This window comes from Halogeometricum sp. S3BR5-2, from assembly GCF_031624635.1.
Classification (GTDB): domain Archaea; phylum Halobacteriota; class Halobacteria; order Halobacteriales; family Haloferacaceae; genus Halogeometricum; species Halogeometricum luteum.
Genome location: NZ_JAMQOQ010000005.1, coordinates 372,801 through 388,252, shown reverse-complemented (window position 1 = coordinate 388,252; position 15,452 = coordinate 372,801). Strand labels below are relative to the sequence as shown.

Genomic DNA, 15,452 nt, shown 5'->3' with positions numbered 1-15,452 from the left:
AGAAACCGGGCCCGACCGGGTCGATCCGTCGGTCTAATCCTCACGCTTTTCACCTCCGCGCCGAACGTTCTCGTATGAGCGGCAGGCGCAAACCCGACTGGCTGAAGATGCGTCCGCCGTCGGGGCGACGCTTCACGGACATCAAGCAGACGCTCAGAGACAGGGATTTACACACCGTCTGCGAGGAGGCCAACTGCCCGAACATGGGCGAGTGCTGGAGCGGTGCCGACGGCCCCGGCACGGCGACGTTCATGCTGATGGGCGACCGCTGCTCCCGCGGCTGTAACTTCTGCGACGTACAGACGGGCGGTATGGAGCCGTTGGACCCCGAGGAACCCGCGAACGTCGCCTCTGCGGTCGCGGAGATAGGCCTCGACTACGTCGTCCTCACCTCCGTCGACAGGGACGACCTGCCGGACCAGGGCGCCGCGCACTTCGCCGAGACCATCCGGGAGATAAAGCGCCGCGACGCCTCCATCCTCGTCGAGGTGCTCATCCCGGACTTCCAGGGCGACGAGGACGCCGTCCGGAAGATAATCGACGCCGAACCGGACGTCATCGCGCACAACATCGAGACGGTCGAACGCCTCCAGTGGCCCGTTCGCGACAGGCGAGCGAACTACGAGCAGACCCTCTCGGTGCTCGAACAGGTGAAGCGCGAGTCGGACATCTACACGAAGACGAGCGTGATGCTCGGCCTCGGCGAGTACGACCACGAGATATACCGGACGCTGTCGGACCTCCGCGAGGCGGACGTCGACGTGGTGACCCTCGGCCAGTACCTCCAACCCTCCAGAACGCACCTCGACGTGTTCGAGTACGTCCACCCCGACGCGTTCGAGACGTGGCGCCGCGTCGCCGAGGAGGAGTTGAACTTCCTCTACTGCGCCTCCGGGCCGATGGTCCGTTCGTCGTACAAGGCGGGCGAACTGTTCGTCGACGCCGTCCTCCGGGACGGCAAGAGCGTCGACCAGGCGCGCCGCGAGGCCCGCACCGCGGCCGGCGACTGATACCGTATCGCACGACCGCGGCGAGGCGGGACCCCCTCGAACCGGGAATCGGCGTATAATTTTACACATTCGTCCATTATCGTGCGGCGTCAGCCCGAGAGCGGAGATGAATCGAGCGTTGACCGAGTCGGAAATAGAAGGATTCGATTTCTCACCCGGAGAGGATGGACGCTTTTCGTGTGGCCGGCAGTATTTCTTGGCATAGTAAACTATTTACGAAAACACTTTACGCCGGGCGGGTGAGACCCGAACATGAGCAGGTGGGTTCACCCATGAGCGTACTACAGCGAGACCCGCAGGACATGCTCCGCGTCCTCGACGAGGGCGGCGAACCGGTCGGCGAGGTGCCCGACCTGAGCGACGACGAGTTGGTGACGATGTACCGCGAGATGTACCTCGCGCGCCACTTCGACACGCGGGCCGTCAGCCTCCAGCGGCAGGGCCGGATGGGGACGTACCCCCCGCTGTCCGGACAGGAGGGCGCTCAGATCGGCAGCGCGTTCGCCCTCGACGAGGAGGACTGGCTGTTCCCCAGTTACCGCGAACACGGCGCCGCCCTCCACCGCGGCCTCCCCCTGAAGCGGACGCTGCTGTACTGGATGGGCCACGAGAAGGGCAACCGCATCCCCGACGACGTGAACATGTTCCCCGTCGCCGTCCCCATCGCGACGCAGGTGCTGCACGCCACCGGCGCGGCGTGGGCGAAGAAGTTGCAGGACGAGGACGCCGCGGTGATGTGTTACTTCGGCGACGGCGCCACCTCGGAGGGCGATTTCCACGAGGGACTGAACTTCGCGGGCGTGTTCGACACGCCGAACGTGTTCTTCTGCAACAACAACCAGTGGGCCATCTCGGTACCGCGGGAGCGACAGACCGCCTCCGCGACCATCGCGCAGAAGGCCACCGCCTACGGTTTCGAGGGCGTGCAGGTCGACGGGATGGACCCCCTCGCCGTCTACGCGGCGACGCGCGCGGCCGTCGAGAAGGCGAAGAACCCCGAGGAGGGCGAGCGTCGCCCGACGCTCATCGAGGCGGTGCAGTACCGCTTCGGCGCGCACACGACGGCCGACGACCCGACCGTCTACCGCGACACCGACGAGGTCGAAGAGTGGAAGAAGAAGGACCCGATTCCGCGTCTGGAGAAGTTCCTGCGGAACACGGGTCGCCTCGACGACGAGACGGTCGAGGCCATCGAATCGAGCGTGAAGGACGAAGTCGCCGAGGCCATCGAGGCGGCGGAGTCCGAACCGCGACCCGAACCGAGCGAGATGTTCTCGGACGTGTTCGCCGAGCAGACGCCCGAGATTCGGGCGCAGGCGGAGGCGTTCGCGGAGATGTACGAACGACACGGCGACGAGGGGTTCCTCCGGGAGTAATCAATGAGTCAGAGCCAACAGACGCAGAATCTCACGCTGGTACAGGCGGTGCGGGACGGTCTCCACACCGAGATGACGAACGACGACCGGGTGGTCGTGATGGGCGAGGACGTCGGGAAGAACGGCGGCGTCTTCCGCGCCACCGAGGGTCTCTGGAACGAGTTCGGCGACGACCGGGTCATCGACACGCCCCTCGCCGAATCCGGCATCGCCGGCACCGCTATCGGCATGGCGACGATGGGGATGCGCCCCGTCGCGGAGATGCAGTTCTCCGGGTTCATGTACCCCGCGTTCGACCAGATAGTCAGCCACGCGGCCCGCCTGCGCACGCGCAGTCGCGGCCGGTTCACCTGCCCCCTCGTCGTCCGCGCGCCCTACGGCGGCGGCATCCGCGCGCCCGAACACCACTCCGAATCGAAGGAGGCGTTCTACGCGCACGAGGCGGGTCTGAAGGTGGTCATCCCCTCGACGCCGTACGACACGAAGGGGCTTCTCATCTCGGCCATCCGCGACCCCGACCCGGTCATCTTCCTCGAACCGAAACTCATCTACCGCGCGTTCCGCGGGGACGTCCCCGAGGACGACTACGAGGTCCCCATCGGCGAGGCGGCGGTCCGCCGGGAGGGGACGGACGTCTCCGTCTACACCTACGGCGCGATGACGCGCCCGACGATGGAGGCGGCCGATATCCTGGAGGAAGACGGCGTCAGCGTCGAAGTCGTCGACCTGCGAACCGTCTCGCCGATGGACAAAGAGACCATCGTGGAGTCGTTCGAGAAGACGGGCCGGGCGGCCGTCGTCCACGAGGCGCCGAAGACGGGCGGTCTCGGCGCGGAGATAACCGCGACGCTGCAGGAGAAGGCGCTCCTGCACCAGGAGGCCCCCGTCGAACGCATCGCCGGCTACGACGTCCCCTACCCGCTGTACGCCCTCGAAGACTACTACCTGCCCTCCGTCGCGCGGGTCGAAGAAGGTATCCGGAACGCCGTGGAGTTCTGAACGATGGCTATCAAGGAATTCAAACTGCCCGACGTGGGCGAGGGCGTCGCGGAGGGCGAACTCGTCACGTGGCACGTCGCGCCGGGCGACACGGTCGAAGAGGACCAAGTCGTCGCGGAGGTGGAGACGGACAAAGCCCTCGTGGACGTTCCCTCCCCGTACAACGGGACGGTGAGCGAACTCCGCGCCGAGGAGGGGGAGATGGTCCCCGTCGGCGACGTGATAATCACGTTCGAGGTCGAGGGCGAGGACGGAGACGAGGCGGCGAGCGGCGAGCAGGAAGCCGAGTCCGAGTCTGAAGTCGAGTCCGCGGCGGGCGACGCGCAGTCCGCCGACGAGGACGCCGAGGAGACGACCGACACCGCCGAGACGGAGACGCAGTCGGGACGCGTGTTCGCGTCGCCGAGCGTCCGCCGACTCGCGCGCGAACTCGACGTCGACATCGCCTCCGTCTCGGGGTCCGGCCCGAGCGGTCGGGTGACCGAGTCCGACGTGCGGGCGGCCGCCGATTCGGGGGCCGACGAGAGCGACGACTCGAAGTCCGGCGGCCCTCGCTCGGTGTCGTTCTCCGGCAAGTCGGCCGTCTCGAAGCGCGGCGACGCCGAGAACGGCGAAGTCGCGTCCGGGTCGACCGAGGCCGCCGGCCGCGAGAAGACGCTGGCCGCGCCCGCGACGCGCCGCATCGCCGACGAGGAGGGCGTGAACATCGACGACGTGCCCGCGAGCGAGGAACGAGACGGCGAGGCGTTCGTCAGCCCCGAGGCCGTCCGCGAGTACGCGCAGGCCCAACGCGAGGCGCAGGCGGCCGACGCGAAGGCGCTCTCCGAGGAGGCCGAGGCCGGCGAGGCGACGGCCGAAGCCGAGGCGGAGACCGGTGCGACGGCCGGCGGAGCGGACTCGGAGTCCGGTCCCGCGGCCGGCGAACGCGTCCCCTACCGGGGCGTCCGCCGCGCCATCGGCGACCAGATGGAGCGCTCGAAGTACACCGCGCCGCACGTCACCCACCACGACGACGTGGACGTGACCGAGTTGGTGGAACTCCGCGAGGACCTGAAACCCCTCGCGGCCGAACAGGGCGTCTCTCTCACCTACATGCCGTTCGTGATGAAGGCCGTCGTCGCGGCGCTGAAGGAGTTCCCCTACGTGAACGCCCAACTCGACGAGGAGAACGAGGAAATCGTGCTCCGCGACGAGTACAACCTCGGCGTCGCCACCGCGACGGACGCCGGTCTGATGGTGCCCGTCGTCCACGGCGCGGACGGCAAAGGGCTCTCTGACCTCGCGCGAGACATGAGCGAGAAAGTGGAGAAGGCCCGCGAGCGAAAGATTTCGCGCGAGGAGATGCAGGGCGGCACGTTCACCATCACGAACATCGGGGGCATCGGCGGCGAGTACGCCACGCCCATCATCAACTACCCCGAAGTCGCGATTCTGGCGCTCGGAGCGATAAAGGAGAAACCGCGCGTCGTCGACGGCGACGTCGTCCCGAGAAAAGTGCTGACGCTGTCGCTGTCGGTCGACCACCGCGTCGTCGACGGCGCGGTGGCCGCGCAGTTCACGAACAAGGTCAAGGAGTACCTCGCGAACCCCAAACTCCTGATGCTCGAATAATGGTCGTCGGAGACATCTCGACGGGAACGGAGGTACTGGTCATCGGCGCGGGGCCGGGCGGGTACGTCGCCGCCATCCGCGCCGCACAGCGCGGTCTGGACACGACGCTGGTCGAACGAGACGCCTACGGGGGCACCTGTCTGAACCACGGCTGTATCCCCTCGAAGGCGTACATCACGGCGTCGTCGCTGGCGCACGAGGCGGGCAGCGCCGAGGAGATGGGCATCCACGCCGACCCGGCGGTGGACATGTCGCAGATGCGGAGTTGGAAGGACGACGTGGTCGGCCGACTGACCGGCGGCGTCGAGAAACTCTGCAAGGCCAACGGCGTCAACCTCATCGAGGGGACGGCGCGCTTCAAGGACGACTCCTCGGTCCGCATCGAACACGGCGGCGAGGGTCAGGGCTCCGAGACGGTGGAGTTCGAGCGCTGCATCGTCGCCACCGGCTCTCGCCCGGTCCAGATTCCGGGCTTCGAGTTCGCGGACGACCCCGTCTGGTCCTCGCGGGACGCCCTCGCGGCGGAGTCGGTGCCCGACGAACTGCTCGTCGTCGGCGCCGGCTACATCGGCATGGAACTGTCCACCGCGTTCGCCAAACTCGGCGCGGACGTGACCGTCGTGGAGATGCTCGAAGACGTGCTCCCCGGCTACGAGGACGACGTCTCGAACGTCGTCCGCAAACGCGCCGAGGAACTCGGCATCGAGTTCCACTTCGGAGAGGGCGCCAGCGGGTGGTCGCCCGACGGCGACGACGTGGTCGTCGAGACGGAGACCGAGGACGGCGAGACGTCGTCGTACCGCGCCGACAAGGTGCTGGTCGCCGTCGGTCGGTCGCCCGTGACCGACACCGTCGACGCCGAGAACGCGGGATTGGAGACGGACGAGAAGGGCTTCTTCGAGACGGACGACCGGATGCGGACCTCCGTCGACCACATCTACGCCGTCGGCGACGTGGTGGCCGACTCGCCGATGCTGGCGCACGTCGGGTCGAAGGAGGGCATCGTCGCCGCCGAACACGCCGCGGGCGAACCGGCGGCCTACGACGCGCAGGCCGTCCCGGCGGCCGTGTTCACCGACCCCGAAATCGGCACCGTGGGCATGACCGAATCCGAGGCCGAGGAGGCGGGTTTCACCCCCGCCGTCGGCCAGATGCCGTTCAACGCCTCCGGGCGCGCGATGACGACGGGCCACACCGAGGGCTTCGTCCGCGTCGTCGCCGACGAGGACAGCGGGTTCGTCCTCGGCGGGCAGATTGTGGGACCGGAAGCGTCCGAACTCGTCGCCGAACTCGCCCTCGCGGTGGAGATGGGCGCGACGCTGGAGGACGTGGCCGGCACCGTCCACACCCACCCGACGCTGGCGGAGGCGGTGATGGAGGCCGCGGAGAACGCGCGCGGCGAGGCGATTCACACGCTGAACCGCTGAACCGCCGAACGCCCGCCGCTCGGAGGCGGCGTTCTACCTCTTCGGAGTGTCTCTTCCGAGAACCGCTCAGACGCCGAGAACGGCCGGTACGGCGGAAATAGAGCTATTCTCTCCGCACGCGTACCAATCCTGCCCATGAGCGGAACACAACGACAGGTGGGTATCGAGGGACTGCGCATCGTCACGGTCGTCGTCGACGACGTGGACGAAGCCCTGGCGTTCTACACGGAGACGCTGGGGTTCGAAAAGCGGATGGACGACACGTTCGAGATGGACGGCGAGACGGGCCGGTGGGTCACCGTCGGGGTTCCGGGGCAGGAGTTAGAGATAGCCCTCACCCGGGTCGACGAACCGTACTACGACGAGGAGACGCGGGCGCTGCTCGAACCGAAGCGGGGGACCGAGACGTGGTGGACGTTCCGGACGCCCGACTGCGCCGAGACGGTCGAGACGCTCCGCGAACGGGGCGTCGAGATAACTCAGGAACCCGAGACGTACCCGTGGGGCATCGAGGCGATGTTCGCCGACCCGTCCGGGAACGAGTTCAGCCTCTTCGAGTACGCCTCGTAACACCGGACTCGGTCGGTTTTTCGCGTCGTCGGTCGGGCTCAGCCTCGCTCGTCGAGTGCCGCCACGAGCGCCCGAACCTGCTCGGTCCCGTTCTCGACCAGCGCCCAGGGCAGTCGCCGTCGCCCGTTCGCCACGGCGTCCTCGAGCGCCGCGGCGGCCCCCTGGAACACCCCGTCGCCGTGCCCGACGAGTATCCGCTCGGGGTCGTAGCCGTGGAGGAACTTCGGGGTCACGAAGCGCTGGAAGAGGTAGAGACCGAGTCGCTCTCCGTCGACGGTGAACGGCGAGGCGGTGCCGAGCGTGTCCGGCGCGTACAGCGTGCCGTCCGCCGGGCGGTGGGCTATCGCCTCCGACCACCCCGGAAGCGGCGCGTACTCGCGGACGCGGAGGCCGGTGGTTCCGAGTTCGCCGTCGAACCGTTCGACGGGCGCGTCCACGCGCGCTTCGACCCGAGGGAGCCACCGCGGGAGCGACACCGGCACGTCGTAGCGGTCGGCGAACGCCGCGGCGTCGCGCGCGTGGTACGCCGAGAGGACGGCGACGCCCTCGACGGGACCGAGTTCCGCGACGGCCTCGTCGACCCCCGGCGCGTCCAGCGGGTCCAACAGCCAGACGCCGCCGTCGGCGCCGAGGGCGTGACTGCACCGCTCCGCCGTCTCCCCGGGGAACGCGAGCCAACTCAGGCCCCCGTCCCACCGGCGGAGGCGGGCCTCGGTCGACGCCCCGCGGTCGTACATCGTCATGCTACCGTCAGTGGGTCACCGGTGCAAAAAACGTGTCCCGTGCGGGTCGGCGGACGGCGCGTTCGGAGAAATCGGAGAGAGCGAGTCAGCGACGGGAGCGCGGGGGCCGGTCGGGGCGTTCGGACCGGCCGCCGTCCGTCGACATCGGGGCGGCGGAATCGGCCGCCGTCTGCGCCGGCGGCGACGTCGGTTCCGCGGCCGTCGGAGCGTCCGACGCGGCGGACGGGGAGTCCGCCGTCGCTCCGGCGTGGGCGGATTCGCTCACCTCGAAGCGGGCGAGACGGTCGCGGAGCGCCGTCGCCGCCGTCGAGAGGTCGCCGATGCTGCCCGCCGCCTCGGAGACCGAGGCGGTCTGCTCCTCGGAGGCAGCGGTGACGCTCGATATCTCCTCGCTCGTCCGGTCGCCCGCCTGCCGGGCGTCCTCGACCTTCAGGAGGGCGTCCTCGGTGGAGGTCGCCTGCTCGGTCGTCGCGCGGTCTATCTCCTGGATGCCGCCGTTGACCTCCTCGACGCGCGCGGCGATGTCCTCGAGGGCGGCCAGCGCGGACCCGACCGTCTCGGTGCCGGATGTGACCCGGTCGCCGACCTCGCGCATGTCGCCGGCGGTGCCCGCGGCCGACGCCTGAATGTCGGTGACGAGCGTCTCGATGCGGCCCGTGGCCGTCGTCGACTCGCTGGCGAGTTCCTTTATCTCGGCGGCGACGACGGCGAACCCCTTGCCGGCCTCGCCCGCGCGGGCGGCCTCGATGGAGGCGTTGAGGGCGAGGAGGTTCGTCCGGTCGGCTATCTCGGTGATGAGGTCGACGATGGCGACGATTTCGTCGAGTTCGTCGCGGAGCGCCTCGACCTCGCCGACGGTCCGGTCGGTCGTCTCCCGGACGTGGTCCATCTCCTCTAACGCCTCGGTCGCGGACGCGCGGCCGTCCTCGCCGAGTTCGGACGCCTCGCTCGACGTCTCGGCCACCTGCGTCGCCGAGGCCGCCACCTCCTCGACCGTCGCCGAGAGCGTGCTCATCTCGTCGGCGGCCGCCGACAGGTGTCGGTGCTGTTCGTCGGTCTCGCCCGCGACGGCGGTCATCGAGGTGCTCACCTCCTCGCTGGCCATCCGTATCTCGTCGGCGCTGGCGTCTATCTGCGCCGTCGAGTCGGCGACGTCGCCCGCGAACGACTGGATGTTCACGACGGTGGTCTCGAGGTCGGCCATCATCCCGTTGAACGACTCGGCCACGCGGGCCATCGCGTCGCTCTCGCCGTCGCGGTTCATCCTGACCGTGAGGTCGCCCGCGGCCGCGGCGTCCATCACGCGGTCGAACTCGGCGGCGCCGGTCTCCAGCGACTCCGTCAGCGACTCCGCCGCCGCGCGGGAGTCGGCCTCGCGGGCGCGGGAACGCTTCATGTCCTCGACGACGGCGTACGTGCCCGTCGCGCCGACGGCGAAGACGGCGATAGTCGCCGTCAGGAGCGACACGCTGATGATGTCGAACACCTCGCCGGCGACGCCCAGATGTTCGGCGCTGACGACGCCCGCCCAGAAGAACCCGAGCAGGGCCGCCAGTCCGAAGTTCAGCCAGAAACCCGACTCGGCGTCGGCCCGCCGGTAGGTCCGGAACGCGACGACGGCGGTCGCGAGGTAGGCGACGGTGCCGACCACGTCGAAGACCGCGGTGAACGCGACCATCTCACTCGGTCGCCTCGGCGACGACTCGACTCCGCTTGCGGGCCGCGATGAGGAACACGATGCCGGACGCGGCGATGCCCGCACCGTGCTCGACGACGTTGAACAGGTCGCTCAGCGCCAACGCTTCGAGGTTGGTCGCCAACGCGCCCGCGCACAGCAGGAGGTAGCCGCCCATGAACCACTTCGACTGCGAGGAGCGAAGGAGCAACACGGGGACGACCCCCACCAGTGCGATGAGTATCAGTACCAGTTCTTTCGGATCTAATGCGGTAAGTTCTGCCGGCATATATCTGGGACGGAGTAACACGAAATCTGATATAAGCGTGCGCGTCCGGATATCAAATCTGGGAGCCTCGTGGGGCCCGAACTCGTGGGAATCGGATATTCGGCTGAGACGTATCGGAACGAAAACAGGGTGGCGAGAGCGGCGGCGCGGAGTCGTCGGCTTACTGGTCCGGCTTCCGGACGATGCTGTACCCCTCGAACACCTTGCCGAGGCGGTACATCGAGGCGACGACGGCGTCGCAGGAGGGCCGGACGGCGGGTTTCGGGACGAACCCGACGGCGAGGCCGGCGACTTCGAGCATGGGGAGGTCGTTCGCGCCGTCGCCGACGGCGACGGTCCGGGAGAGTTTCACGCCGAGTTCGTCGGCGAGCGATTCGAGGGCTTCGTCCTTCGTCCCCTCGATGAGCGACCCCTCCACCTCGCCGGTGAGACGGCCGCCCCGAACGGGCAGGCGGTTGGCGACGATCGAGTCCACCTCGACGCCCTCCTTCTCCAAGGCGCGTTCGACGCCGCGTTCGAAGCCGCCGGTGAGGATGGCGACGTGGTGACCGGCGTCGCGCAGGCGGCCGATGAGTTCCGCCGCGCCGGGGCGGAGCGTCACCTCGTCGTACGCCTCCTCGGCGTCCTCGGCCTCGAGTCCGTCGAGGAGTTTCGCCCGCCTCCGAAGGCTATCGGCGTAGGATATCTCGTCGTTCATCGCCCGTTCGGTGATGTCGGCCATCTCGTCGGCCACCCCCATCCGGCGGCCGAGCAGCACCGTCATCTCCGAGTCCGAGAGCGTTCCGTCGAAGTCGAAGGCCACGAGTCGCATACTCGTCACTCGTCGGCGGTCGGTTTGAAACCAACTCATCCGCCCTCACGGAGTTCGTCGGGGACGACTAGCTATATCTACCAGCGACGAGACAGTACAGCACGATGACGGATTTCCCCGCGGCGGACGGCGAGGACGACTTGGCGGACGTCGAACAGGAACTTCGCGCGGACATCGAAGAGGAGGGCGGCCGGCCGGGGAAGGCGCTGGAGGCGTTCGTCGAGGAACTCAGAGAGGAGAACGACGAGTCGGTCCGCGGAATCGGATTCTACGACCACGAGGGCGTCGAGATTCTCTACCTGCGCGAGGAGATTCGGGCGGAACTGACCGACGAGGAGATAGACGAGCGACTGAAGACGTTCGCGATGATCGGACTGGCCGAGTCGCCGTCCGACAGCACGCTCGAAGACTACGGCCACCTCGACGCGACGCTCCGGTGGTACGACAACGCCATCGTCGCCGTCTACCCGCTGACGGAGTGGTCGGGCGTCATCGCCACGTTCGAGCGCCGCGCCTCGCCGCTCATCGACGCCGCGATGACGCACCTCTACTGACCTTGACCTACTGAACCAGCGCGTCGAACCTGACCGGCGTCCACGCCCGCGGTCCGAAGTCGGCGCCGCGGACGCGCAGTTCGGTCCGCTCGTCCTCGCGGACCTCCATGACGGCGTCGAACGGTTGGAGCATGATCATCTCCTCGCGTTCGGAGACGACGTTGTCGTCGAGGACGAACACGCCGGAGAACCCCGAGGTGGCGATGCGGCCCGTGACGACGTGGAGGAACTGGAACACCCGCTTGAGGTCGACGTACATCAGCATCGTCGAGAGCGTGTGGAGTCCGATGCGGGCGTCGCGGCCCTCCTCGTGGAACCGCCGCATGAACTCCGTCATCGCGATGCCGATGCCGGTCAGGTCGCCGGGGTCGGAGATGTACCGCCGGCCCGGCGCGGCCTCGGCGAGGCCGAACCCGCCGGAGCGACTCACGCAGTCGACGACCGAGAACTGCCCGTCGGGGACGTCGGCGAGCGACCGGAACTCCCGTTCGATGGTGTCTCCCGGCTTCCGAGTCGTGACGATGGCCGTTCCCCGCGCCGCCGGGTCGCCGGCCGCGAGGAGCGAGTTCATAATCCGGCGCTTGCCGGTCATGACCGGACCGGTGACGAGGAGGCTCCTCCCGGCGGGAATCGAGACGAGGTCCGAGACGGACGCGCCGTCGGTCAGTTCGACCACCGATGAGAGCCCATCACCGGAGGTATGACGTCGGGAATGATAGTTCTAGCGAGTCGGATACGAACCGGAGCGCCGACGCCAAAGCGAAAACGCCGTCGTGAGCCACGAGAGCACCTAACATAACCAATACCGCCGTCGAAGAAACTCTTAACCGGGAACCAGCGGTCGGTAGGGGTATGAAGGTACTCGTCACGGACCCCATCGACGATGCGGGTCTGGAACGCCTTCGTGAGTCGGGTCACGAAGTCGAGACCGCCTACGATGTGACAGGGGAGGCGCTGTTGGACGCCGTCGCGGACGCGAACGCCCTCGTGGTCCGCTCCGGAACCGAAGTGGACGAATCGCTGTTCGAGGCGGCGCCGAACCTCGTCATCGTCGGCCGCGCCGGCATCGGCGTCGACAACATCGACATCGACGCCGCGACGGACCACGGCGTCATCGTCGCCAACGCCCCCGAGGGGAACGTCCGCGCCGCCGCCGAGCACACCGTCGCGATGGCGTTCGCCGCCGCGCGCTCCATCCCGCAAGCGCACGCCCGCCTCAAGGGCGGCGAGTGGGCCAAGGGCGACTACCTCGGCACCGAACTGAACACGAAGACGCTCGGTATCGTCGGCCTCGGCCGCGTCGGGCAGGAGGTGGCCAAGCGACTCGACGGTATCGGGATGAACCTCGTCGCGTACGACCCCTACATCAGCGAGGAACGCGCCGACCGACTCGGCGCCGAACTCGTGGAGTTCGAGGAGTGTCTCAGGCAGGCGGACTTCCTGACGGTCCACACGCCGCTGACCCCCGAGACGGAGGACCTCATCTCCACGAACGAGTTGGAGATAATGGGCGGCGGCTACGTCGTCAACTGCGCCCGCGGCGGCGTCGTCGACGAGGGCGCCCTCGCGGCCGCCGTCGAGAAAGGAACGCTCGACGGCGCGGCCATCGACGTGTTCGCGGACGAACCCGTCTCGGCCGACAACCCGCTTCTCTCGGTGGAGGACGTCGTCGTGACCCCGCACCTCGGCGCCTCGACGGAGGCCGCACAGGAGAACGTCGCCACCTCCATCGCCGACCAGATAGACGCGGCGTTCGCGGGCGAACCCGTGATGAACGCGCTGAACGCGCCGTCGGTCGACGAGGCCGCCTTCCCGCGCATCCGGCCGTACATCGACCTCGCGGAGACGGCGGGCAAGGTGGCCGCCCAACTCCTCGACGGCCGCATCTCCAGCGTCGAAGTCTCCTACGAGGGCGACATCGCCGAGGAGGACGTCGAACTCGTCACCGCCTCGGCGCTGAAGGGCGTCTTCGAACCGCTGGAGTGGCAGGTCAACGCCGTCAACGCCCCGAGCATCGCCGAGGAACGCGGCATCGACGTGACCGAGTCGAAGACGCTCCAGGCGGAGGACTTCCAGAGTCTCGTCACCGTCACCGTCGGCAACGACGAGCAGTCGCTCTCGGTGTGCGGAACGCTGTTCGCCGGCGACGACCCGCGCATCGTCCGCATCGACGGCTACCGCGTCGACGCCATCCCGCACGGGCAGATGCTCGTCGCGCGCAACTACGACAAACCGGGCGTCATCGGGTTCATCGGCGGCGTCCTCGGCGACAACGATATCAACATCGCCGGGATGTTCAACGCCCGCAGGCACGAGGAGGGCGGCGAGGCGATAACCGTCTACAACCTCGACGACCCCGTCTCCGAGGAGGTCCAAGAGAAACTGCTCGCGGACGAACGCATCACCGAGGTCAGATACCTCACGCTGAACGGTACCGGCGAGTAGTCCGGGACGACGCGGGGTCGCCCGTTCGTCTTTCGGTGTTCGTCTCGATTTCGAGCTCTATTTTCCGAGTCGACCGGCGACCCCTCAGAGCCCGGTCTGTCGCTGCCACGCGTTGTAGCGCCGCCGGAGGCGCGTCCACTGCGCGTCGAGTGCGTCGGAGAGTCGCCGCGTGAGCGGTTTCGTCGGCGCGGGCGAGGCGCGCGGCGGCGACGCCGGGGCTTTCGCGTCCGCGTTCACGTCCACCTCCGTCTCCGCCGTCGCCCCCGCTTTCGTCCCCTCCTCGGCGTCGCTCCCGGCGTCGCCGTCGAGCAGTCGCTCGTACCGGTCGATGACGTCCTGCCGTCGTTCGCGGGTCTCGCGAAGCGCCCGTCGCAACTCCTCGTTCTCCGCGCGGAGGCGTTCGACCTCCGCTTCGGGCGTCCGCGGCGCGCCGCCGCGTCCGTCGGTCCGGGCGTTCGATTCGCTCGCGTCCGGGGCGGTCTCGCGGGGACGGTCGAACCGGTGGTCGTCCCGAATCGGGAACGTCCGCGACCCGTTCGACCCACCGCTCACCGTTCCGGTCGGCATGGTTGGCGAGGGCATGTACGTGAGGAGGTACCACGCCGGTATGAAAGTACGTCAGACCGCCGTCATTCGATGGACAGGATAGAAGAAAGTGCTCTTGTAGGATACGTTACTCGGCGCCGATGTGGTCGAGCACCGATTCCGTGGAGTTCGCCACGGGTTCGGGTTCGTTGCCCGCCTCGAACGCCGCGTCGGGGTCTTTGAGCAGGTGGCCGGTGGTGAGACAGACCACGTCCTCGTCGGCGTCGACGACGCCGTCCGAGCGGAGTTTTCGCAGGCCGGCGACGGAGGCCGCGGAGGCCGGTTCGACGCCGATGCCCTCGCGGGCCAGGTCTCGCTGCGCCGAGGTTATCTCCGCGTCGGAGACGGCGACGGCCGTCCCGTTCGTCTGGCGGATTCCGGGCAGGGCCTTCGGCGCGTTGACCGGGTTGCCGATGCGGATGGCCGTCGCGCGCGTCTCCACCTCGTCCCAGCGCTCGGTGTCCTCCCACCCGTTCTCGACGGCCTCGACCATCGGGGCGGCGCCCTCCGCCTGCACGCCGGTGAGTTTCGGCACCTCCTCGGGGTCCAGCGAGCCCGACTGGACGAGTTCGCGGAACGCCTTGTACAGCGCCGCGGTGTTGCCCGCGTTGCCGACGGGGAGGACGATGCGGTCCGGGAAGCGGCCGTAGTCGTCGCGGAACTCCTCTAAAATCTCCAGCCCGATGGTCTTCTGCCCCTCCAGTCGGAAGGGGTTCAGCGAGTTCAGCAGGTACACCTCGCCGCGTTCGGCCAGGTCCTGCACGATGTCCAGACACGAATCGAAGTTGCCGTCGACTTCGAGGATGCGGGCGTCGTGAAGGGCGGCCTGGGCTATCTTGCCGGCGGCGACTTTGCCGGAGGGGAGGAGAACGAGCGTCTGCATCCCGCCGCGGGCGCCGTAGGCGGCGAGGGCGGCGGAGGTGTTGCCCGTGGAGGCGCAGGCGAGGCGGTCGACGCCGAGTTCCTTCGCCACGCGGACGCCGACGGTCATCCCGCGGTCCTTGAAACTGCCCGTCGGGTTCATCCCCTCGTGCTTGATGCGGAGGGTGTTCACGCCGATATCCTCGCGCAGACGGGGCGCCTCGTGGAGGGGCGTGTCGCCCTCGGGGAGGCTGACGCCCTCCTCGAACGGGAGCGCGTCGCGGTAGCGCCAGACGCCGCGGCCCTGCCCCTCGAAGTCCTCGAGGGCGGGCGGGTCGGCGTACTTGACTTCGAGCAGGTGACCGCCGTCGCTGGTGTAGCGTATCTCATCGAAGGGGGCGTACGTCTCGCCCGTCTCGATGCACTCCAGCCACACGCCGTCCTCGGCGACGTCCGGGGCGTCGGGCGCGGGCGCGGTGAGGTCGAGGCTCATTGT

General features: G+C 68.4%; 15 protein-coding genes. 8 read left to right on the top strand and 7 right to left on the bottom strand.

Annotation, left to right across the window (positions count from 1 at the left end; genetic code table 11):
• Positions 1-23 precede the first annotated feature (23 nt).
• The 6 genes from lipA (at position 24) to NDI79_RS18620 (ending at position 6,993) form a co-directional block, all read left to right on the top strand.
• Positions 24-1,010, top strand: coding sequence for a lipoyl synthase (gene lipA / locus NDI79_RS18645; RefSeq protein WP_310930224.1), 987 nt, complete (start codon positions 24-26; stop codon positions 1,008-1,010).
• 272 nt (positions 1,011-1,282) lie between these two features.
• Complete coding sequence (gene pdhA / locus NDI79_RS18640) at positions 1,283-2,386, top strand: pyruvate dehydrogenase (acetyl-transferring) E1 component subunit alpha (protein ID WP_310930184.1); 1,104 nt, start codon at positions 1,283-1,285, stop codon at positions 2,384-2,386.
• A gap of 3 nt (positions 2,387-2,389) precedes the next feature.
• Positions 2,390-3,385, top strand: a complete 996-nt coding sequence (locus NDI79_RS18635; protein ID WP_310930183.1) for an alpha-ketoacid dehydrogenase subunit beta — start codon at positions 2,390-2,392, stop codon at positions 3,383-3,385.
• Positions 3,386-3,388: 3 nt separating this feature from the next.
• Positions 3,389-4,996, top strand: a complete 1,608-nt coding sequence (locus tag NDI79_RS18630) for a dihydrolipoamide acetyltransferase family protein (RefSeq protein WP_310930182.1) — start codon at positions 3,389-3,391, stop codon at positions 4,994-4,996.
• Entirely contained in the window at positions 4,996-6,423 is a 1,428-nt protein-coding gene (gene lpdA, locus NDI79_RS18625) for a dihydrolipoyl dehydrogenase (RefSeq protein ID WP_310930181.1), read from the top strand. The genes NDI79_RS18630 and lpdA overlap by 1 nt, the downstream gene beginning before the upstream one ends.
• 135 nt (positions 6,424-6,558) lie before the next feature.
• Entirely contained in the window at positions 6,559-6,993 is a 435-nt protein-coding gene (locus NDI79_RS18620) for a VOC family protein (protein ID WP_310930180.1), read from the top strand.
• 38 nt (positions 6,994-7,031) lie between these two features.
• Here the strand turns inward: NDI79_RS18620 and NDI79_RS18615 are convergent, their stop codons facing one another.
• From NDI79_RS18615 to serB, 4 genes are all read right to left on the bottom strand, one after another.
• Positions 7,032-7,736 (bottom strand): hypothetical protein, encoded by a 705-nt coding sequence (locus NDI79_RS18615; protein WP_310930179.1) that lies wholly within the window; start codon positions 7,734-7,736, stop codon positions 7,032-7,034.
• An 85-nt stretch (positions 7,737-7,821) separates the two neighbouring features.
• Positions 7,822-9,414, bottom strand: coding sequence for a methyl-accepting chemotaxis protein (locus NDI79_RS18610; RefSeq protein WP_310930178.1), 1,593 nt, complete (start codon positions 9,412-9,414; stop codon positions 7,822-7,824).
• A gap of 1 nt (position 9,415) precedes the next feature.
• Entirely contained in the window at positions 9,416-9,700 is a 285-nt protein-coding gene (locus NDI79_RS18605) for a hypothetical protein (protein WP_310930177.1), read from the bottom strand.
• A gap of 160 nt (positions 9,701-9,860) precedes the next feature.
• Positions 9,861-10,550 (bottom strand): phosphoserine phosphatase SerB, encoded by a 690-nt coding sequence (gene serB / locus NDI79_RS18600; RefSeq protein ID WP_310930176.1) that lies wholly within the window; start codon positions 10,548-10,550, stop codon positions 9,861-9,863.
• Between the two features lie 65 nt (positions 10,551-10,615).
• Between serB and NDI79_RS18595 the strand changes: the two genes are divergently transcribed.
• On the top strand, positions 10,616-11,065 hold the full coding sequence (locus NDI79_RS18595; protein ID WP_310930175.1) for a DUF7522 family protein: 450 nt from the start codon (positions 10,616-10,618) through the stop codon (positions 11,063-11,065).
• Between the two features lie 7 nt (positions 11,066-11,072).
• Here the strand turns inward: NDI79_RS18595 and NDI79_RS18590 are convergent, their stop codons facing one another.
• The gene (locus NDI79_RS18590; RefSeq protein ID WP_310930174.1) at positions 11,073-11,741 is read right to left on the bottom strand and encodes a DUF7504 family protein; all 669 of its coding nucleotides are present in this window, start codon (positions 11,739-11,741) and stop codon (positions 11,073-11,075) included.
• Between the two features lie 176 nt (positions 11,742-11,917).
• Here NDI79_RS18590 and serA point away from each other — a divergent pair, with 176 nt between their 5' ends.
• Positions 11,918-13,510, top strand: coding sequence for a phosphoglycerate dehydrogenase (serA, locus tag NDI79_RS18585; RefSeq protein ID WP_310930172.1), 1,593 nt, complete (start codon positions 11,918-11,920; stop codon positions 13,508-13,510).
• A gap of 84 nt (positions 13,511-13,594) precedes the next feature.
• Here serA and NDI79_RS18580 read toward each other — a convergent pair whose 3' ends face one another.
• A complete protein-coding gene (locus NDI79_RS18580; RefSeq protein ID WP_310930171.1) occupies positions 13,595-14,092 on the bottom strand; it encodes a tol-pal system YbgF family protein in 498 nt (165 codons plus the stop codon).
• 91 nt (positions 14,093-14,183) lie between these two features.
• The gene (gene thrC / locus NDI79_RS18575; RefSeq protein ID WP_310930170.1) at positions 14,184-15,449 is read right to left on the bottom strand and encodes a threonine synthase; all 1,266 of its coding nucleotides are present in this window, start codon (positions 15,447-15,449) and stop codon (positions 14,184-14,186) included.
• Positions 15,450-15,452: the final 3 nt, after the last annotated feature.

Bases quoted from the DNA above. Each gene is read 5' to 3' on its own strand.
- pdhA (WP_310930184.1), top strand. From the start codon at position 1,283: ATGAGCGTACTACAGCGAGACCCGCAGGACATGCTCCGCGTCCTCGAC.
- serB (WP_310930176.1), bottom strand. From the start codon at position 10,550: ATGAGTTGGTTTCAAACCGACCGCCGACGAGTGACGAGTATGCGACTC.
- NDI79_RS18635 (WP_310930183.1), top strand. From the start codon at position 2,390: ATGAGTCAGAGCCAACAGACGCAGAATCTCACGCTGGTACAGGCGGTG.
- NDI79_RS18580 (WP_310930171.1), bottom strand. From the start codon at position 14,092: ATGCCCTCGCCAACCATGCCGACCGGAACGGTGAGCGGTGGGTCGAAC.
- NDI79_RS18620 (WP_310930180.1), top strand. From the start codon at position 6,559: ATGAGCGGAACACAACGACAGGTGGGTATCGAGGGACTGCGCATCGTC.
- NDI79_RS18610 (WP_310930178.1), bottom strand. From the start codon at position 9,414: ATGGTCGCGTTCACCGCGGTCTTCGACGTGGTCGGCACCGTCGCCTAC.
- NDI79_RS18630 (WP_310930182.1), top strand. From the start codon at position 3,389: ATGGCTATCAAGGAATTCAAACTGCCCGACGTGGGCGAGGGCGTCGCG.
- lpdA (WP_310930181.1), top strand. From the start codon at position 4,996: ATGGTCGTCGGAGACATCTCGACGGGAACGGAGGTACTGGTCATCGGC.
- NDI79_RS18615 (WP_310930179.1), bottom strand. From the start codon at position 7,736: ATGACGATGTACGACCGCGGGGCGTCGACCGAGGCCCGCCTCCGCCGG.
- NDI79_RS18595 (WP_310930175.1), top strand. From the start codon at position 10,616: ATGACGGATTTCCCCGCGGCGGACGGCGAGGACGACTTGGCGGACGTC.
- thrC (WP_310930170.1), bottom strand. From the start codon at position 15,449: ATGAGCCTCGACCTCACCGCGCCCGCGCCCGACGCCCCGGACGTCGCC.
- NDI79_RS18605 (WP_310930177.1), bottom strand. From the start codon at position 9,700: ATGCCGGCAGAACTTACCGCATTAGATCCGAAAGAACTGGTACTGATA.
- serA (WP_310930172.1), top strand. From the start codon at position 11,918: ATGAAGGTACTCGTCACGGACCCCATCGACGATGCGGGTCTGGAACGC.